Genomic DNA, 21085 nt, shown 5'->3' with positions numbered 1-21085 from the left:
CGCCAAGGGCAAATGAAAACTATCGTTAGCAACAAAAGAAAGATCGTACAAAAAACACCCAGAAATGTGAGCGACATTAACAAAATGTTAACGCTAACAATTGGCAGCCTTACTCTAAAAGAAAAGATTTGAAAGGTATTTGTAAGCGGTATTGTGTTAAATAAAAATAATAAGGGTGACTGCAGCCACCCTTACTTCATAACATGATTGTTACAGCTTTATGTTAGTTACATACCGTACCATTAACGATAACTAACTCTGCTGGCGTATTCGCTACGCCTTTATTGCCTTGCATTCCAAAACTCACCGTTTGACCCGGTTGAATAGTTGAATTCCAAGATAATGAGCTAGCGGTGTAGGCGTCTGTGCCAACAAGTTGGGTATTCCAACTGTTGGTCACTGTTGAGCCGTTTGCATAAGCCCAGTTCACTTCCCAGCCATTAATTGCCGCGCTGCCATTGTTAGCAATAGTAATACTGGCAACAAAGCCACTATTCCACTCATTATCAATGCTATAGCTACAATTTGCGCCACTACCTGCACTTGTCACAGTAATGCTAGAAGTGTAAGTATCGCTGCCACCATTAGCATCAGTTACCGTTAACCTTGCTTGGTAAGTTCCCGCGCTGGCGTAACTATGGCTAGCAGTTGCACCGGTTGAGCCATTGCTGTCGCCAAAGTCCCAGCTAAAACTTAAGCTGTCATTGTCTACATCGCTAGAACATGCAGCATCAAAACTCAAGGTTTCGCCAACAATTGCGGCTTCACTACTAACACTAAAACACGCGCTTGGCGGGTTATTTACGCTAGAATCTTGCACCGTAATGGTCACATTAGCGCTAGCGGTTTCTTCGCCATCAGTGATGGTATAACTAAAGCTATCTTCGCCAAAAAATCCACTATTAGGCGTGTAACTTAAGGTATCTCCCACTTGGCTTACAGCACCATTACTTGGCTGAGTAAAGCTAGCAATGCTTAGGCTATCGCCGTCTAGGTCACTATCATTGTTTAGCACCGCTACCGTTACTGGCGTATCCTGCTGGGTGCTTGCGCTATCGTTAACAGCCACTGGTGGGCGGTTACCCACTGGCGGTGGTGTTACCGCATCACACTCTCCTGCTGGGCAGATAATTTGGTAATTGCCACTCAGTGCCAACATACCAAACATATAAAGAGTGCCGTCGTAATAACGCCATTTACCACTTGGTACTGGCGTATCCCAAAGCGCTTGTACAAACTCCCAAGAGCGTTGGTTATCTGATGCCAAACTCGCCATCGCATTCATTGCCACCAAACCCGGTGAATGGTCTGAGTTGTCTTGATACGGTGTGCCGTTTAATTCATACAAGCTTGAGTAGGAATCAATACCTTCACCTTTAAAGAAGGTTTGTAAGCTGTTCACATAGGTGGTTTGCCATGGGTCATTGTTCCACCAAGCAAAGTCCATGGCCGCATTACCCACGGTACGCCATGCATCGTATTGGAAGGTCACTTTATGCGCTTGAAACTCGCCATGTGGGCGACCATCAAAGTAAGCATAATCAGGACTCAAGCCATTTTCGGCATTCACGGTGGTTTTTAGAAACGCGCGGCTAGTAACCGCTAAGTCAGCCCAAAAGCTGTTGTTGTTATCTGCCCAACGTGCCCATAACTCGTAAAACGCAGGCAAGTGGTAAGAAGGGTCAGTCCAATTTCTATCGCTTGGCGTGGCAGGAGAAAATACAATTTGTTTGTCTTCATGGCTAAACAAACTGAACTCTTCTAGCTCACCTTGGTTGTTGTAGCGAGTTTGGCCGTTACCGTACATATCTTTTAAGATTTGGTTGGCTTGCTCACGATAGTTGTAAATACCGCTTCCATCGCCCCAGCGATTAGAGGCAAAAAACAGCGCGGTAGCAAAGTATTCTTCACCATCTGGTGCAGGGTTGGCATCTTGCACATTACCTGCAGTACTCACTTTCCAGGCAAAGTAACCTTTGTTATTGCCTGATTTATTGAGTGAATAGGTATGGGCCCACTTCCATAATTTGTTGAAGTCTTCTTGACGGCCCATTTGTACCGCCATCATCATGCCGTAAGACATCCCTTCACTGCGCACATCGTTATTACCGACATCCCAGATATAGGCCATATCATTGCCTACTGGGATGAAAATAGCTTGATTGGTCGTATCGGTGCTGTGGAATAACTGGTCGTAAACCGCTTGGACTTTGGCATCCACTTCGGCTTTAGAATAGCCAAGCTCTTGGAACATGTTACGGTAAATACCGCTCTCATAAGCGCCAGTATTGGGAAGAACCGGTGCAGCAGGAAGCGGCGCGATGTCGCCAACCCGGTGCAGTTCAAACCAATCTAAATAGGTGTCGTTGCTGCCGTTATCGTTTTCTAACTTAAACTGTAAGGTTGATGAACTGGTTTGTGCATCTAACTTGAAGTTGATACTGCTTACCGATGCGGCTGTACCCGAAAACTCGGTAGCCCCCAGTTTTTTGTCGCCCAAATACACACTAATACCCGCGGCATTATTAGCACTACTCGCCCCGCGAATATCCAGCCTAAACTGCCCTGGAACATTGCTTAATTGAGCTTGAGCCTCTACGCCGTCGTTATTAGCATAAGCCGCAATACCATTAAATGGGCTATCGATGGCACTTGAGTAACCAGGCAGTAAACTGCCATTTTCTAACTCAAATTTTTGTAAGACTTCCGCTGAGCTTAGTGGCGATATTAATGCAGCGCTCAACACAGCAAGTCCGTAAGGTTTAAAGATCATTCCTTTATCCTCAAAATAGTGGTTAACAATGAGCGGTAAAAGCCTGCTAAAACGCGATAAGCGCCCCCACAAATACCTTCTCAAAAATATCAGTAATTTTGCTGTTGTTAGATTTTTATGCAGCCAGAACCATAGCAGTTGAGCGATAAAGCCCAAGTTAAAATGCAATCTATCATTAGAGGGTGAGGGAAATTGTACGGATTTGAGTCAAAACTGTGAGCAAGCTTTCAAAAATGTGAGCGCTAACAAACCTCCATAAGCAAGATTTTGAGGGAACTTATGTGCAATGAACTGCTATCGTCATGCTAACTAGCGTTAGCAAACTCATTCATAGTGAGTGTTTATGCACTCGGCAAATCAAACCAAAGCGCTTCTAAAGGGTAATTTTCGGTCGTAATAGTTAACGCTTGCTCTCCTGATACCCCCACTCCGTCACCAGGTCGAACTGTGTGGGCAGAACCAGAAAGCTGCTGCAAATTTGCCGCGCCACTTATTACCTGCAAATAACCACAGGCTTTCATCACTTCAAGCTCAAAAGATTGGTTCGGTGCTAGCACTAAACGATAAAGGGCTGCATCTTGCTGCATCACCAATGAGCCATCGCGGCCGTCTGGTGTCACTAGCGCGGTAAGCATTGAATCTTGCTGAATAGTAGCCTGCTGATAACGGGGGGCTAATCCATTGTGTTGTGGCTTTATCCAAATTTGCAGAAACTCCAAGACATCAGAGCTACTGGCATTGTATTCGGAATGACTGACACCAGTGCCTGCGCTCATCACTTGAATGTCTCCGGCTGGCACCTGGTACTTGTTACCCATACTATCGATATGCTCAACCGCACCTTTGGTAACGTAAGAGATAATTTCCATATCGCGATGCTGGTGAGTATCAAAACCTTTTCCAGGCGCGACTTGATCCTGGTTTATCACCCGTAGCACTGAATATCCCATATGCTGAGGATCATGATAATTAGCAAATGAAAAGCTGTGTTGGCTTTTAAGCCATCCCAAGTCTGCAGATCCACGCTCATGCGCAGCTCGAAAATAATGCATAGTTAACGCTACTCCTCTTTTGCCCGCAATATTTGCTAAGGCTTTGCTATTTATACGCATTTACCAACAAAAACGTTTTAAACAGCCTAAGTATTTTTGGTTCCTCTTTGCCTAGACCAGATTTATCCCAATCACCATTCAAGTAATTATGGGTGTAGCACTCATTTTTTGATATTATTTAGCCGATTTTTAGTCAATAGCGAGGATACAAAATGATTGTAATCAACACTCCACGGGCTCAGGAATAAGCGTAATAACTCTCTCCTGCTCAGCCCGGTAATCACCGGGGCGTAATAACGACCCCTATATCATTTTTACATAGCACCAATGTGCTTGGGGTAATCTCAATGGGTAATTCTTTTTCTCTATCTCAACTTGGATGGAAACCCTTTTTTCAACAACAACTTACTTTAGACGAACTTGATTCGTGTATACCTGCTCGCGTATTTGAGCAACACCGCAGTGAATACGTGGTAGCAACTGAAACGGCCATGCAACGTATTGGCATTACACCTAACATGCCTAAGATGGCAGTGGGTGACTGGCTATTGATAGATGAAAACAATGGCGAGCCTAGGTTTTGTAAACACTTAGATCCGGCGACCTTGTTTAGTCGAAAGGCAGTAGGTACACGCGCAGAGTTACAGCTGATTGCCGCTAACGTTGATACGGTGTTTATTGTTTGTTCCTTAAACAACAACTTTAACTTGAGTCGTATTGAACGCTATTTAGCAATGGCTAACGACGCTAACGTTGACCCAGTAGTGGTGTTAAGCAAAGCCGATACTTGCAACGACGTACCGCATTATGTTCAACAGGTACAACAGTTAGACCCTATGTTACTGGTTGAAGCGGTAAATGCGCTTGATACTCAAGACGCTGCCAAACTAGAGCCCTGGTGTAAACAAGGCCAAACAGTGGCGTTTATGGGGTCTTCTGGTGTTGGTAAATCAACCTTAATCAATACCCTGTTAGGTGAGCAAAGCAGTGAAACCGCAGCCATTAGAGAAGCAGATAGTAAAGGGCGTCACACCACTACGGCTCGCGCTATGCACTTAATGGCCAAAGGCGGATTACTGCTAGATACACCGGGCATGCGAGAGTTACAACTTAGCGATTGTGAAGAGGGGGTAAACTCCACCTTTAATGACATCACTGAATTAGCTCAACAGTGCAAGTTTGGTGATTGCCAACACAACAGTGAACCTGGCTGCCAAGTTAGGCTGGCGATTAACAAGGGTGAATTAGAAGAGCGCCGACTGGTTAATTATCAAAAGCTAATGCGCGAACAACAGTTTAACGCCGCTAGCATTGCTGAAAGGCGATCTGCCGATAAAGAACTAGGAAAGTTTTACCGGCGAGTTCAAAACAGTAGCAAGCAGTTTAAACAAGGCGGTTAACCCAACCAAAGCGATAGCAGCTTGCTATCGCTTTTTCTTGATACAAATATAAATAACCCTATTAAAACTGTGCTTTAACGCTGATTTTTTCTTTTTGCTGTTAGCTAATATTAGCTAATATTCAATGCGCTAAAGGGGTTAGCCTGTGAAACGAGTATTACTCAGTGTCTGTTTGTTGGCGGGAGGAAATGCCCAAGCAGCGAATAACGCCATTCCTTCCCCGCAACGTTGGTTAGACAGCGTTGAAAACGAACTCGCGCCCTTTTGGCTTCATCAAGATGCTGCTGGTGAGCCCATGGGCAACTTCCCTACCTTTCGCTGTAACGACGGCTCCTTGTATCAAACTGTAGACCCTTGCAACGATTTGGCTTTTGCGCCCGCTTGGATGAAACCTCATCTCGCTGAAAGCTACACGCGAATGCAAGCGCGGCACACTTTTGTGTATGGCGTAATTTTTCACTTAACTGGCGATAAACAAGCCTTAGAGCTGGCTAAAGCAGGCGTAGATTATTTACGCAATCATTTACTCGAAGAGCAAGGCTCGGTGGTTAGCGTAACTGAAAACGGCCAATCTAAATTCTCTGCCAAGCAGCGTACCACCCAAGATTTAGCCTATGCCCAGCTTGGTATGGCCTTTTATTATTACTTAAGTGGCGACAAAAAGGTGCTTGCCGATTTACTTAAAGTTAAGGATTATATTTTTAAGCAATACTGGGATGAGCAAGCTCAACGGCTTCGCTGGGTAAACGCGCCGTCTAATAATGGCAGTGGTGAAGAGATAGAGTTAGTGGCTCAATTGGATCAAATCAATGCGTATATGTTGCTGATTGCTCCACTGTTACCAGAGCCACACAAAAGCCAATGGGATGCTGATTTAGGTAAACTGTTAGACACCATAATGAGTCAGTTTTTACGCCCTCAAGATCATCGATTTTGGGGGACTAAACACGGTGAAGACTATCAACTAGACTCCTCTCGCCATAACGATTATGGGCACACGGCTAAATCGTGGTGGATGAGTTGGCTAGCCGCTGAGTATTTAGGTAAACAGCAACTTGCCAAACAAAGCCAACAAGGCTTACAAGACACCTTAGCCGCAGCGTTTATTGAGCAAGGCGACGGCGGTTGGCGACGACTCCCTAATGGCGCGCCCGCTATCTGGTGGGAATATGCTGAACTCGACCAATCGGCAGCCAGTTTAGCCTTGGTAGATCCCAATGCTCAGCAGTATTTAGCCAGCACTTATCCGCAATGGTTTGACCGTTTTGTTGCCAAAGACGGTGGCACCTACCCAGTGGCTAATCAAGGGCTGAAAATCCACCTTTGGAAAAGTGATTATCACGCACTGGAGCATGCATTAGTCGCCTACCTTACCAGTGCACAACTGAGCGGAGAAAGTGCTCGTTTATACTTTGCCATGCCCGCTGACCAAGCAGCCTTGCGCCAGCCTTATTTCTATTATGCAAAAGAGAGTAAAGCTGAAGCTTTAAAGAGCTGGCAAGGCTTAGCCATTAGCCAAGTTACGTATAAAAATATAGGAATTAAAAAAGCTAAATAGCCAATAAATCAAAAGCCGAGCAAATTCTGCTCGGCAATTACTGCCTGAACATAAGCATTTTAAGTGGCCACATATCCACTCATGTTTTTTCCCCCCTCGTTACGCAAAACCATCATTAAAAACATTATTATCACTAAAGTGAAAAATTGTTAAGCCTTGTGAAATTTTGCACGTTGTTTTCTCTCTCTGGCTCCCTCCACTTTTAATAATGATTTGCTAAAGCCCTGATATGAGTGGTCAATGAATCAAAACTTCATCTTTAAAATATCATCATTTAATTAATAATAAACCTCGCTTTTTCGTGAAGCAGATCGAAGTTTAATCCCGCCCTACCCGCTTTGTTCGCATTAAAGCTCCACTCACAGTCTTGACCCTTTTAAGTACCAGAGCTTTAATCTGTAAGCGCTTAAAAATCACTCACATCAAGAGTGAGCTTGGACTTTAATTGTCTAAACCAAAATATATGGGCCTAAAACCAAGCAGAAATGTTAGCGCTAACAAAACACATGAAGTGAATAGTGTAAACAATGACTAAATAATGTCTCACCGCAAACGGTGAGCTGGACAGCCACAAGTTGCGTAACCACGAAACAAGCGATGTTCGCAGCAGTATTACTTCGCCTAAGGAGGAGATGGCTCAATCCAATTTAGTTGAACACTAAACCGAAGCGTTGCAGATAAACCAACGCCTCTAAAGACATGGATGAGCGAAGCCTTGCAGTTCTTCGATTCATTTGGGCAATCCCAAGAGGAATAACAATGAATACAACCATAGCGTCAACCTTGCACCTAGCCGCAAAAGAAGTGCTAAGCATTAAAGGCCTAGTAACCGCATTTGCTTGCGCCACCATAATTTCAGTGTCACCGGTTCAAGCACAAACACTAACGAGCAACAAAACCGGTTATCACAATGGGTACTTCTATTCATTTTGGTCAGAAAACAATGGCAGTAATGAGGCCTCGTTTACCTTAGGTAACGGCGGCAATTATTCGTCACGCTGGTCGAATGTAAAAAACTGGGTTGGCGGAAAAGGCTGGAAGCCAGGCGGTCGCAAAAATGTGACTTATTCGGGCAGCTACCAAGCCAATGGTACCAGTTACTTGGCATTGTATGGCTGGACGCGTAACCCACTGGTTGAATACTACGTAGTGGAAAACTGGATTGGCTATAACCCGAGCACTGGTGCTCAAAACTTGGGCACTGTCACCACCGATGGTGGCACCTACGATTTATATCGCACTCAGCGTGTTAACAAACCCTCTATCGTTGGTAATGCGACCTTCTATCAGTACTGGAGTATTCGCCGTAACAAACGCTCAAGCGGAACCATTACCACCGGCAATCACTTTGATGCCTGGGGTCGTAGTGGCCTACAGCTAGGCAGCTTTGACTACATGGTAATGGGTACCGAAGGTTACCAAAGCAGCGGTAGTTCAAATATCACCGTTGGCGAAAGCGGCAGCGGAGATAACGGTGGTGGTGACAATGGCGGCGGCGATAGCGGCGGTGGTGATAATGGCGGCGGCAACGGTTCTACCGTTACCCCTCCTAATTACGCCGTTAAGTTACAAGCTAAACACAGTAAAAAATGTTTAGACGTAGCAGGTGTAAGCAACAACAACGGCGCAAATATTCAGCAATATGACTGTGGTGGCGGCAACAATCAAAAATGGAAGTTTTACAGTCAAGGGAACGGTTGGTACACCGTTCAAGCCCAGCATAGCAGCAAGTGTTTAGATGTGGCGGGGCCTTCTACTAACAACGGTGCCAACATTCACCAATATGCTTGTCATAACGGCGGTAACCAACAATTCAAACTGTATGATCAGGGTGGTGGTTGGTTCACTATGCAAGCTAAACACAGCAGCAAATGTATTGAAGTGGGTAGCTCCAACCAAAACAATGGCGCTAACGTGAACCAGTACAATTGTCATAACGCCAGCAATCAGCAGTTTAAATTCAACTAAACTCGACAAGTTAGCATTACTCAAAGAAGCGGCCTTTGGCCGTTTCTTTATTAATGCTTCTTGAGTACTTCGCAAGCAACTAGATTAATAAGGTGGATTGAATGCGCATATTAAAAACCGCAGTATTGATCATCCCTAGCCTTGTTCTCATCTTGGTACTTTTTTTAAGCCCCGCAGAACACACCGGCTATAGCAGTGAGGCCGAACAAGACATCAGCGCACTGGAAGATGACCTCGAGCGGCTGCGTGAAAAACTACACCTAGCGGAAGTTCAATTACAGCAAGTTTATTATTCACCGCAGCAAGCAGAGCTTTTACTCACCCACTATGAGCCAACTACTGGCAATATTACCGTCCAGGCAAACCTACCAAGCAATGCCCAACAAAACGCTGCTCAAACAGATAAGGCCGCTATTGGTATAGAGACTAATGCCACAAGCAACCAAGCGGCCAGTGATACGGTTGCCGCCTTACGCCAGCTTGCAAGTGATAGCCCGTTTGACGTAGAAGAGCAAATAAACACCTTGCTGCTTAGCGAACATCCCAATGATCTGGCTGCGCTCTCCCGCATCATTTACGAATGGCGCCAAGAACCACAAAGCTTACCTGACTATTTAGTCACCGCGATTTACGACAATGGACATAACGATAACCTTCGTAGAATTAGTGCTCAAGTATTAGCCCAACGTGGTGACTATAGTTTGCTTGAAGACTACGTAGCCGCGCAATCAGAAGCCATTAACAGCAACCAAGATCAACAGCGAAGCCAAGCCTTATATGCCCTTTCACAAACCAATAATTATTTGGCGGTACCGTTAATCCAACCCTTACTTAACGATCCTAGCGCATCGATTAGAGCCGATGCCTTAATGGCCTTACGTGCTACGGGTAATGGTTCTCATGTAGCGATTGCCCAAGAGTTAGTGGGTGATAGTAATCAACAAATAAGCGCGTTAGCCAAAGAAGTGGTGAACCTACTTAATCAGTTGCCAGATGATGCAAGACAACGAGTAAGCCAAGATGATATTAAACAAAACACTCCTGAGTTATAGTACACAAAGCGTACACTTTACGTCACTTTTAACGGTTAGTTAACTCAACCAGCCACATTTAGTTCTAAACCTCGTCGGCTACTATATATTGCGCCACCTTTTGCCAACGTGACTAGACTTGCCACTATGAATGCCCCTTTATACCTTGCCCTCTTTGCTTGCTTTACTTTATGGGCCAGCACATTAAACGCTGAAGAACGCCAAAGCTCTAGCGAAAAACATATTGAAGACCCCACTCAAATTGTAACGCGCGCAGGCGTGGGTTATGACGGTGAACTTACCGTTAATGCCTCAATAGGCTTAGACGATAGCCGCATGTTACGCGGTAAAGTGAATGCCAGTGGTGACGATTGGTACTTAGGAGGGTCGTGGTTATTTGAAAAAGGCATTGTTAATTTATATGTAGACGGCAATACCGATCGCATTAGTTACAATTTAGGCACCTATGTGCCGTTATCAGAGTTTGGTGTGAATACCGGAAAATGGATGGTTTTTCCAACGGGCGGAGTGTCGGTGATTGATCCTAAAAACACCAGTGAGCTCAACTATGGTGGTTATCTTGGTGGTTTTGCCATTCGTCCCTTTAATGAACAATGGTCGCTAGTATCGTGGTTAGGTACAACAGTCGCATCTAATAATTACCAGTCAATTTGGGGCGGCATTGGTGCGAGCTATCGCATCAACCAAGAGCAAAGTATTCGCGGAAATGTCAATTTATCCAACGACGATTATGGCCATAACACCACCTCAAGCATTTCTTATACTTATCAGTTTTAAGCCACAAAAAAGCCAAGCAAGGTTGCTTGGCTTTTTGTTTCAAAGTGTTGTGTTTAGTCTTGCTTGGCCTTCATGGCTCTAGCGATACAAAAAGCCGCCCCACCCCAAGTAAACCCTAAACCAACAACCATCATAATAATTGCACTTAGTTCCATGTTGTTACTCCTGTGTTGCTGGTGCTGTAGGCAGTTTTCTTACGATGATAGATAGCACTACCATAATCGCAACAAGTCCCCAACCAAAGGTCATTAAATCAAACTGATTGTAGCCACCGTAGCCTTCTGATATCAAAGAGATAAAGTTGGTCACTAAAATAACCAACAAAATGGCCGGACTAACAAAACGTAAACACACATTAAACCAAGCCCCAATACGGAACTCTGAGCGTTGATTACTGTATTCACGTAAATCAGGTAAACCTTTCAGCATCCAACCCACTATGATGAGCTCAAGGAAACAACTACCAAGAATACCCACGTTATTCATGAAGTAATCAACCACATCTAATAACAATAAGCCGCCATTGGTAGTAAAGGCTAAAGAAACAAATAGGGCTACGCCACATACTGCTGTAGCCGCCTTTTTACGGCCACAACCAAACTTGTCAATTACCGACGATGTTACCGCTTCAATAATAGAAATCATTGAGCTTAAACCCGCTACCGTTAGGGCTAAGAAAAATAATGGCCCTAAGATATAAGGAGCAGGCAAGAGATTAATAGCAGTAGGAATAGTAACAAAAGCCAAGCCTACGCCAGCTTTTACCACTTCGGTAATAGCAACACCTTGCTGATCAGCCATGTAACCCAAAATACCGAAAATCATGATGCCAGCCATAATCGAGAAACCGCAGTTAATTAACACGGTCATGAAGGCGTTATTAGCAATATCGGAATTTTTTGGCAGGTAACTAGAGTAAGCCAGCATAATGGCAAACCCGACACTTAGGGTGAAGAAGATTTGCCCGTAAGCGGCAGACCACACCGATGCGTCTAAGATTTTGCTAAAGTCAGGTTTAAATAGGTAGTTCAAACCTTCTACCGCTCCAGGTAAAAAGGCCATTCGAACAATTAGTCCCAACACCATAACAAATAGCAAAGGCATCATTATTTTGCTGGCGCGCTCAATACCACCTTTAACCCCGGTAAATACCGCTGAATAGGTAATTAGCCAAGCAATCACTACAGGGACTAAAATATGCAGCTGAACACTCCCCAAATTGCTTGGGCTGTTGTCGCCCAGCTTTAGGTATTCGCTAAAGAAGAAAGTATTTGGATCTGCGCCCCAGCTTTGGGTAAATGAAAATCCCAGGTAAGAAATAGACCAGCCAATTACGGCGACGTAGTACACCGCAATCGCAAACGCGATAAATACTTGAAACCAACCCAACCACTCTAATCTTCGCCCTAGTTTTGCAAACACTTGAGGGGCTGCGCCACGCATTTTATGGCCAAGGCTGAACTCCATGATCATAAATGGAATACCCGCCGATAACATAGCGAATAGATAAGGAATAAAAAATGCCCCACCACCGTTCTCATACGCCATATAAGGGAAGCGCCAAATGTTGCCTAATCCAATTGCTGAACCCACAGCGGCCATAATAAAGCCAACCCGGGAGCCCCACTGCTCTCTTTGCATAATTATCTCCTCAATACCTTCAGGGGAGAGTAAAACTTAGGCACTCAACATACCGCTCTACTTTCCTTGTACAAAATACTCTTTACATCTAGCTATTCGGGATTTAACAGCACCGATAACTAATAGAGAACAATGCTACAAAACAAAGAACTAACAAAATAGAGCAACCCACAGGCACATTGATTTAAATCATTAATTTTACTTGGTTTTTTCACTAACAAGCCAAACAAAAAACAGCATTTAACTTTGCCAAAAACGAATAAAAAGGAGTTAACAACCACACATAAACCAAAGAGCAAACACTACCTCTACCAATAAATCCAAAAACAAACAAATACTCTACCCATGAATCTGTATTTAGCTTAATCCTCCAAACAGATTCCACATCCTCGTGCAAATCCAAAACAAACAACTTTTAAGCTTCGTATTCATCAATGAAGGTATTGTTGCTTTGTCTGTAATGCTAACCATAAACAAGCCAGCACGGTCGCCTTCCTTAGAAATGCTCTTTACGCCCTATTCTAACTCGCAAAAATGTAGAAAACTGATGAAACAAATCATCCCCTAATTAAGAAGTGTTACCATCGCTAACAAACGAATTGAATGAGAAAATGCTCGCTTATAAGGGCATTTAGTAAAGGACATAACGATGAACAGTAACCCCAAGGTAGAATGTATCTGGCCAGCTCAAGCGCGTTTAGGAGAAGGGGTTATCTGGATTGAGCAAGAACAAGCTTTGTATTGGGTCGACATATTAAAAGAAAGCCTGCATCGTTTTCATCCAGCCAGCGGCCAACAGCAAACCTGGTCACAAAAACCGATGATTAGCGCTATTTTACCCACTCAAATACCTGGTGAACACAGTACTTTTGTCGCCACTTATGCCGACGGCGTAAAGCTGCTAAGCAATAACATCAGCTACCCGTTAATAGACCCAGAACCTCAGCTGCCTAACAATCGCCTTAATGATGCATGGGTAGCGCCAAACGGCGACCTTTGGTTAGGTTCAATGGATTGCCAACTCAAACAAGATTCAGGCTCGTTTTACCGCTTAAGTCCAGACCTTAAACTGAACTCGCTGGCTGGCAAGTATTGGGTGACCAATGGTCCAACGTTTAGCGCTTCTCAAGCTTATGGCTACTTTGTAGACACTGAAAATTTCTGCATCTTACGCAGTAAACTGGCTGAAGATGGTAGCCTCATTAATTTGGAAAACTGGCTAGAAATAGATCGCAGCTTTGGTAACCCCGATGGCATCACCATCGATGCAGAGCAGCATATTTGGGTAGCTCACTACAATGGCGCGCAAGTAAGCCGTTATACGCCAGAAGGAAAACTAGAACGACAAATAGCAATTCCAGCACTTAATGTGACCAAGTGTGCTTTTGGCGGCCCCGATTTAAGCACTCTCTATGTAGTAACCGCTAGCGAAGGCATGAGTGAACAACAACTCCGAGACTACCCGCTAAGTGGCGGTGTATTTGCTGTTGAGCTTGAAGGTATAAGAGGTGTGCCTACGCCGACCTTTGCCATGACAAGTTGGCCTAGCGATCTATAAATTATAAGGCTGAGGCCAAGGCGTCAGCCCCTTTAATAAGGTAAAGAATAATTAGATATTTTCGCAATCTTTATAATTTTTTAGTTTACCCACGAAACCGTTTTTCCCTTCGAGATTAACTAACAAGCCAAATCCGTATTTAAGCGCCTCGTTTTCATCTTCACAGACTTCTCTAAGAGCCAATTTTGTAATAGTTGAAGCTGCTTGTGGGCTCCACTCAATACGGTTATTAGTTATATTAAACTCGTAAACTATTACATCGCTAGATAGATAGCAGCCACCTTCTAGATCGTTATCCTTATAACGAACTAGAGAACAGCTATCAACTATCTTCTGACGGATAGTTTCTTTATGTGGAGCATTCAATTCAGTGTGGTAAGTAGCTACAACTTCTTCCACTGTAGGCCCTGTCATCGCACAAGCGCTTAAGCCAAGCACAGCAATAAGACCCAACATACTATTTTTCATACTTCATCCCTGAAAATAACAAAGTCGGGATTTAAGCATTTAGTATTATAAAAATCAATAAGATGTGAAACTACATTTCCAGTAACAAATAAATCGTAATTCAAATAGAGATTTATAAGGTAGTTCACAGCGCCTGAATACCGCAATTACAAATTATAAGCTGCCGACAGTGGCTGAAGATTAATACTTTATCAAACCATAGTAACAATTGGTTGCTATGCAGCCCCAGCCCAATAAGGTGTTAATAGATCGAGTAAAAATGGCCTAAAAGTTCAACTTTAGGCCATTGCAATTAGTTCACTGTTGTAAAATAAAAAAAGCAGCTTAATGGAACAAAATCACAGACTGTGAGTAGCTATTATCTAGCACTTTTACCGGTGTCGTCCAAGTGACTAAATCGGTGCTGGTAGACATCCAAGTGTCGTATTCATTCTGATTGTGCCAGTTGACGATCCAAGTACCCTCTGGGGTATAGGTTAACATCGCCGATTCTTCTATTTGCGAATCTGAATCAGCGTTAGGATTCAACGCCACTTCTTCAGACCAATTAAGGCCTAAATCGGTAGAAACGCTGTAATACACATCATCTTCTCCACCAAAGGTAGGGTTTTCACCGTGCCAAGTGATTACGGCAATGTTATCAGGAGTAACCACTACGCTGTCGGCATAATCTTGGTCACTGGTACTGTCTGTTGCTCCATAGTTGTTAATGCGTTTAGCATCAGTCCATGTTTTGCCAAAGTCTGATGTTGTTGCAGCCCAAATATCTAAATCGTCAACACCCGTTCCTTTACCAGCCCATGCCGCAACACCAAAACCAGAATCGTTCATATCCACTTTAACGAAATAGTCGGTACTACTATCCACTGAGGCTTGGTGGTTCAAGTAAGCGGGTACACTCCATGTTCCACCTTTATCCTCAGAATAACTATACAAAATGTCTCTATCGGTACTAGCACCGCCATCGAGGTCAAAATTAGAGTACCAGGTCACTAGCCACAATTGCTCTTTAATGATGATGACTGGGTCACTATTTCGGCTAGAGGGCGTATTTTTACCAAATGCGTTGAGTAAGGTTGTATCTCCCCAAGTTTTGCCATTGTCTTTAGAAATTTGGTAGGCAATATCTGAGTCGCCAGCACCTGAGCCTTGTATGTCTTCTTCAGTTCCCCATATCGCCACCCAAGTACCTTCTCCGTCAGTCGCAATATCTGGACGACTTGCGTCTAGGTTATCAATATCACCATCAGGATTAAGCTGCGCACGTGGCGACCACGTTGCTCCATTGTCATGTGAGTAGCTATACATCACATCATAAGCTGAGTCGTAAAACTCCCAAACTGCGACGATATTTCCTTTGTTGTCAGTGGCAACTTCAGGGTAATAATCTTCATCTCCGTTATTGGGTAGAATGCTTTCACTGGCCAACCAAGTGTCACCTAAATCTTCTGACTTGGTGATATACATTTCATAACCATCAGATGACACCATTAGCATCTCAGGTTTATTTTTAACAATAGTGTTAGCGCTAGAAAACGATTCTTCAGCACCTAAATCATCAATAAAACTAACTTCTACATGGATATTTTTGCCATTGTCAGAAGGCTGTAAAGCCAAAGAGTTAGCAGTTGCACCATTAATTTCACCGCTCTCATCAAACCATTGATACGTCACTGACATATTCTCAATGCCATCGGCGTCGTTGGCTTGCAACACAGCCGTCACCGTAGACTGCTCTTCAACATCTCCACTGATACTCACACTGCCAACCGCAGGATGGTTAACATGCACAACACTATTAGAAAAATCTGACTCTACAACAACGGTTTTTCCATTCACTGTGTAACTAAGCTCTACCGAAACTTTCTTGTCAATGTCCTCGGCCGTTAATAAGTAAGTATTAGATGTTGCTTGAAAAATTTCTTCGCCAGCTCTACTCCACTGATAGCTATATTCCCCTCCCGTAATCGAAACAGTAGGGACAGCAACCAAAGATTGATCTTCAAAAGAATTGCCTTCTAATAACACTGATGCGCTGAGTTTGGCAGAAACCGCATAACTAGAACTGGTAAGTAACTCAGAGAATCCAAGATCATCTACAAAGCTAACAGCAAGATAAATAGCCTGTTCAACATGCTCATTAGTTAATTGAATAGAAGGGGTAGTTGCACCGCTAATTTGTCCTGTTTGGTTATACCATTGGTAAGAAAGTGTGGCATTTTCAATACCATTTACATCATGTACAGCCACTGTTGAGACTATCTCTTGACCAGCTTCAAACTGACCACTAAATGAAAAACTGGCTGATGCTTGGACATTCTTAACAAGCACTTCACTCGCTTCATCCCCTCCGCCACACGCACTAAGCACCATAGTTGACGCTAATACCCACAAAGGGGGAAATACAAATTGACTCTTTTTATACATAAAACTGCTCTTCCTAAGCACAACAAATCCATTTAACAAAAGCATCTAAAAAATAACATTATTTACATGCTGGCGTATCTTCGGTGAAACACACTGAATAAGTCAACTTAGAATGAAAGCATGCAAAGTATTGCATAACGAAACTAGCCCCAAATATTCTATTTACTTGGCCTCGAAAGATCTCAATATTAAAACCATCAATATCAATTGATGCCTTGGCTTATCAATGATTTAATAAGCCCCATTTACCTCTTCCTAAAGTTGAAGCATGAAGCGTTTCAGCTACAGGTAATCAACGATTAATACATGGAGTTTTAGATGAAGAACGTTCTTATCGCCGGTGGTTTACTGGCTATTGGTGCTGGAGCCGGCGGATATTGGTATTCACAACAGGCTGTTCAAACAACAGCCGACAGCGGTGTATTGGCTTATGTGCCTGCCGATACGGCTATATTCTCAGCCAGCCTTAAGCCGTTTCCGGTGAAAAACTACATCAACTCTTTATCTGGCTCTTACCAAAGCTTGCCAGTAGACGCCTTTGACGACGCTGAGATTAGCGATCCTCGTGGTAAGTTCTTTGTCGCGTTATTCAAAAGCTACAGCGAGGCACTTAAAGACGGCCAAGCCTTTGTAGATACCTTTGGTTTAGCCGATGAAATACGCAGCTACATGTATACCCTTGGCGCCGTGCCAGTGATTAAAGTTGAAGTGGCTAAGCCAGACGCCATTTGGGCGTGGTTAGACAATGCCGAGCAACAAAGTGGCTTCAGCCATAAAGCTGCAAACTTAAAAGGGCTAGATTACCGCACTTACCCATTAAGTGATGAAGGCGACCAAGACAGCGCCGAGCTAGTGGTAGCAGTAAATAATGGCTTGTTAACCATTACCCTTAATACTTCACTTAACGATAGTGAACTGTTAGAAATGGCCTTAGGAATGACTCCGGCTAGCCAATCAATTGCCGATACAACACTGATTCAAGACAGCTTAACTAAACACAACTTTATCGACGACGGCATTGGTTTTATAAACCACCAAGTAATTGCTAAAGCGTTAACCACCAGCGACGGCAATTTATTGGCCAAACACCTAACTAAAATTACCCAAGCCAGCGGTGATGAGAATGCCTTAGCAGATTTACGAACTCCTGCCTGTGACCAAGAATTTAGTGCCATTGTTAGCAACTGGCCTAAAACCGTGATGGGTTTTGACAACTTGAGCATTACCGAGCAAGAAAGCAGTTTTGGCGCGCGCATGGTTGTTGAGAGTAATAACAGCGTATTGCTTAAGGCTTATCAATCGATGAGCGGCTTTATTCCTTCATATGCATCAAATACCGAAGATGCTGTTTTCAGCATGGCCTACGGGATTGATGTTAACCAACTAGTGCCGTCGCTGCTGTCAGTGTGGGAAGAAATGCTCCAGCCAAGTTACCAATGTGCGCCTCTACAAGAGATGCAAATGGCCATGGAACAGCAAAACCCTGGCATGGTGGGCATGATGACTGGCATGGCCAACGGCTTAAAAGGTGTTGGCATGGCGGTATTTAGTTACCAATTGGCCGATATAAGCCGCCCAGAAGATCTGGAAAGCCTAGACGCGATTTTAAGTGTATCGGCAGATAACCCAGCAGTGTTGTTTGAAATGGCTAAGCAGTTCTCACCACAATTGGCCAGCATCACCTTACCTGCAGACGGAACCCCGGTAGACCTAACAGGCCTATTACCCATTCCGCCAAGCATGAACATTCAACCTCAACTCGCCGTTAAAGGTAACCACCTTGTATTGTTTAACGGCGAACGTGCAGCCGAAGTTAGTGAACAACTCGCGGCAGAGCCGGTGGCAAACAATGGCTTAATCAGCATGTACATTGATTACCAGCAAATGTTTGAACCGATCATAAGCGGCATTGAAATGAGCGGTGAAGAAGTACCAGAAGAGTTATTAGACTTAAAGGACTACCGCATTAAAGCGCAAATGAATATGGCAGTGAATGACCAAGGTATTATCTTTGGCTCAAGCATGACTAGCCAAGCAGATAGCGCAACCAACTAATTAAAAAAGAAACTAAAAAGGCTCGCCACGGCGAGCCTTTTTTATTGATACCGTTAACTCACTCGATGATACACCCGCTCTGGCCTGCCTACTGCACCGTAAGCCACTTCTGGGCTTAACTCATTACAACTCACTAAGTATTCCAAATATCGCCGTGCGGTAGTTCGACTACTGCCAATTTCTTTACCCGCTAACTCCGCGGTTAACGCCGGATGCTCGGTAAACAAGCCGCGCACTTTATCTAGGGTGACCGCGTCTACCCCCTTAGGTAAACGCTTCTTACTTTCAGCCGTGGCGCCTTCGCTCATCGGCATTAACTTATCTACGTCTTGCTGCTCAAATGAGCTATTTTGGTCCAGCCTACGCAGGTAGTTTTTATAATTATTCAGTGATTCCTGCAGCCGCGGAAAAACCACCGGTTTAAGAATGTAATCAAACACGCCGCTGCGCAGGGCTTCTTGCAAAGTGGATGCTTCTTTGGCGGCGGTAAGTAGCATGACATCAATCGCCAAATCTTGGCTGCGAATATGTTTAAGTAACTCTAAACCTGTGCCATCCGGCAGATAGACATCCAGTAACAATAGCTGTGGAGGCTTGGCATTAATATGAATCATTGCGTCTGCAATACTCAAGGCGATACCCGAGACGTCAAAGTCACTGACTCGCTGCAAATACTGGCGATGAATTTCAGCAATACCCGCGTCGTCTTCAACAATAAGAACCTGAATCAAATCGCTACTCCTGCTTTAACTGCTTGGGAATATATACGGTAAAACGTGTTCCCGATTGATCACTACTAAACTCTACATTTCCCCGTAAAATCTGCACCGTTTCTTTCACTAAATATAATCCAATACCATGGTCGCCTTGGGTTTTGGTGGTAACGCCCTGCTTGTAAATATTGGGCTGTAAAGCATCTTGAATACCACCGGCAAAATCTTCTACTTCAATGATGATATCGTTACCTAAATCAGTCATTGATAATGTTACGGCTTGTTGATTCTCACTATGCCGAGTGGCTTCAAAGGCGTTATCCAGCAAATTAGCCACTATGGTAACAATTTGCTCTGAGCCACAATGTTCGGGCAAATCTCGTAAACTGCTATCAGGGTCAATGCTTAACTCCAACCCCAGTTCTCTCGCCCGATGAAACTTACCTAAAATACAACCTGCAATCACCGAATCATCTACCGCTTCAATTAAAAAGTGAATCAATTCTTGGAATTGATCATTGGCTTGGCCAATAAACGCTAGGGCTTTATCGCCCTCTCCCAACTGAATTAAACCAGCAATGGTATTGAGCTGATTAGCATGCTCATGATTTTGCACCCGCAAGGCTTCGGAATGGGCTTTAATTTGCGAGAGTTGTTTGGTCAGCAGGGTAATTTCATCCTTACGCCGAAAACTCGATACCATGCCAATAAAGCGTTGATTGTGATCATTCATTGGCACCCGGTTAGCAATTACCAAGTGGCCATTGAGTAGCAGCTCTACATCGCTTTGCGCCTGTGGCTGGTCAAGCAGTTCCACCATATCGCTATCAGGCAACCAGTCACGCAAAGCCATGCCTACGGGGTTGGCTGGCTGGCCGAGTTCATCTTTACCCAGTAAGCGCATGGCATTGGCATTTACGTTAGTAATTATGCCTTCACGGTTAATCGCTATAACGCCTTCGCGAATGGTATTCAAGGTCGCTTGCAGCTCGGCATATAGGCGGGTCATTTGTTCAGGTTCAAAACCTAACAAGGTGTCTTTAATCCGTTGGGCCAGCCACCAGCCAATTAACATATTTAGCGATAACACCCCCATCACTAGCAGCGCCATAAAGTGCAAATAAGGTTGTAGCTGCACATCTATTTTTTCTAGCAGGTAACCCACAGAGACAATGCCAATAATCTCATTTTGGCTATTGCGCACCGGTACTTTACCGCGCACAGATACCCCTAAAGATCCTTTGGCTTGAGATACATATTCTTGGCCAAGCACCAAGGCAGCGTGGTTATCTCCCCCAACCATGGGTTTACCAATCCGCTCACTTTTGGGGTGGGCTAAACGAATACCCTTGGCGTCTCCCACCACAATAAAGCTGGCGCCCATGGTGCGGCGTAATTCTTCGGCTAAGGTTTGTAGGCTAGCACTATCTTTGCGTGCAACCGCGCTCACTACATCGGGCAGTTTAGCCACCACTCTAGCAACATCTAGCGCCCGCTCACCTTTGTCTTGGTATTCAGAATCACTGACATACCAATAGCTAGTCACCACCACAATGCTCAGCTGAATCAAGCTGTAGATCAGCATTATCAGCAGTAATCTTGCGCGGTAGCTGGGTAAGCGAGCTTGTTGATACATCGAAACA

The 21085-nt window shown here is 44.2% G+C and carries 15 protein-coding genes; 7 read left to right on the top strand and 8 right to left on the bottom strand.

What is annotated here, in order from left to right; translation table 11 throughout:
- Window positions 1–223: 223 nt before the first annotated feature.
- Entirely contained in the window at window positions 224–2773 is a 2550-nt protein-coding gene (locus Q4592_RS03620) for a glycosyl hydrolase family 8 (protein ID WP_303509870.1), read from the bottom strand.
- A 341-nt stretch (window positions 2774–3114) separates the two neighbouring features.
- Complete coding sequence (locus Q4592_RS03615) at window positions 3115–3825, bottom strand: pirin family protein (protein WP_303509867.1); 711 nt, start codon at window positions 3823–3825, stop codon at window positions 3115–3117.
- 347 nt (window positions 3826–4172) lie between these two features.
- Between Q4592_RS03615 and rsgA the strand changes: the two genes are divergently transcribed.
- The 5 genes from rsgA to Q4592_RS03590 all read left to right on the top strand — a co-directional run bounded on the left by rsgA (window position 4173) and on the right by Q4592_RS03590 (window position 10580).
- Window positions 4173–5225: a ribosome small subunit-dependent GTPase A gene (gene rsgA / locus Q4592_RS03610; RefSeq protein ID WP_303509866.1), complete on the top strand. Its 1053-nt coding sequence runs from the start codon at window positions 4173–4175 to the stop codon at window positions 5223–5225.
- A gap of 145 nt (window positions 5226–5370) precedes the next feature.
- The gene (locus Q4592_RS03605; RefSeq protein WP_303509864.1) at window positions 5371–6783 is read left to right on the top strand and encodes a hypothetical protein; all 1413 of its coding nucleotides are present in this window, start codon (window positions 5371–5373) and stop codon (window positions 6781–6783) included.
- Between the two features lie 759 nt (window positions 6784–7542).
- Window positions 7543–8751 carry a glycoside hydrolase family 11 protein gene (locus Q4592_RS03600; protein WP_303509863.1) on the top strand — a complete coding sequence of 403 codons (1209 nt, stop codon included), beginning with the start codon at window positions 7543–7545 and terminating at the stop codon, window positions 8749–8751.
- 101 nt (window positions 8752–8852) lie between these two features.
- Window positions 8853–9803 (top strand): HEAT repeat domain-containing protein, encoded by a 951-nt coding sequence (locus Q4592_RS03595; RefSeq protein WP_303509860.1) that lies wholly within the window; start codon window positions 8853–8855, stop codon window positions 9801–9803.
- A gap of 126 nt (window positions 9804–9929) precedes the next feature.
- Window positions 9930–10580, top strand: a complete 651-nt coding sequence (locus Q4592_RS03590) for a hypothetical protein (protein ID WP_303509858.1) — start codon at window positions 9930–9932, stop codon at window positions 10578–10580.
- Window positions 10581–10633: 53 nt separating this feature from the next.
- Here Q4592_RS03590 and Q4592_RS03585 read toward each other — a convergent pair whose 3' ends face one another.
- Complete coding sequence (locus tag Q4592_RS03585; protein ID WP_303509856.1) at window positions 10634–10735, bottom strand: MetS family NSS transporter small subunit; 102 nt, start codon at window positions 10733–10735, stop codon at window positions 10634–10636.
- A gap of 4 nt (window positions 10736–10739) precedes the next feature.
- Window positions 10740–12221 carry a sodium-dependent transporter gene (locus tag Q4592_RS03580; RefSeq protein WP_303509854.1) on the bottom strand — a complete coding sequence of 494 codons (1482 nt, stop codon included), beginning with the start codon at window positions 12219–12221 and terminating at the stop codon, window positions 10740–10742.
- Between the two features lie 649 nt (window positions 12222–12870).
- Here Q4592_RS03580 and Q4592_RS03575 point away from each other — a divergent pair.
- The gene (locus Q4592_RS03575) at window positions 12871–13779 is read left to right on the top strand and encodes an SMP-30/gluconolactonase/LRE family protein (RefSeq protein ID WP_303509852.1); all 909 of its coding nucleotides are present in this window, start codon (window positions 12871–12873) and stop codon (window positions 13777–13779) included.
- 51 nt (window positions 13780–13830) lie between these two features.
- On the opposite strand, the gene Q4592_RS03570 is transcribed toward Q4592_RS03575, so the two are convergent.
- Window positions 13831–14247, bottom strand: coding sequence for a hypothetical protein (locus Q4592_RS03570; protein WP_303509850.1), 417 nt, complete (start codon window positions 14245–14247; stop codon window positions 13831–13833).
- A 324-nt stretch (window positions 14248–14571) separates the two neighbouring features.
- Complete coding sequence (locus Q4592_RS03565; RefSeq protein WP_303509847.1) at window positions 14572–16674, bottom strand: exo-alpha-sialidase; 2103 nt, start codon at window positions 16672–16674, stop codon at window positions 14572–14574.
- A 318-nt stretch (window positions 16675–16992) separates the two neighbouring features.
- On the opposite strand from Q4592_RS03565, the gene Q4592_RS03560 reads away from it, so the two are divergent.
- Complete coding sequence (locus Q4592_RS03560; RefSeq protein WP_303509844.1) at window positions 16993–18729, top strand: hypothetical protein; 1737 nt, start codon at window positions 16993–16995, stop codon at window positions 18727–18729.
- A 53-nt stretch (window positions 18730–18782) separates the two neighbouring features.
- Here the strand turns inward: Q4592_RS03560 and Q4592_RS03555 are convergent, their stop codons facing one another.
- Both Q4592_RS03555 and Q4592_RS03550 read right to left on the bottom strand, forming a co-directional pair.
- Complete coding sequence (locus Q4592_RS03555; RefSeq protein WP_303509842.1) at window positions 18783–19460, bottom strand: response regulator; 678 nt, start codon at window positions 19458–19460, stop codon at window positions 18783–18785.
- Between the two features lie 4 nt (window positions 19461–19464).
- Window positions 19465–21078: a sensor histidine kinase gene (locus Q4592_RS03550; protein WP_303509840.1), complete on the bottom strand. Its 1614-nt coding sequence runs from the start codon at window positions 21076–21078 to the stop codon at window positions 19465–19467.
- Window positions 21079–21085: the final 7 nt, after the last annotated feature.

Origin of the sequence: Agarivorans sp. 1_MG-2023 (assembly GCF_030548385.1) — a bacterium.
Classification (GTDB): Bacteria; Pseudomonadota; Gammaproteobacteria; order Enterobacterales; family Celerinatantimonadaceae; genus Agarivorans.
This window is presented reverse-complemented; position numbering and strand designations above follow the sequence as displayed.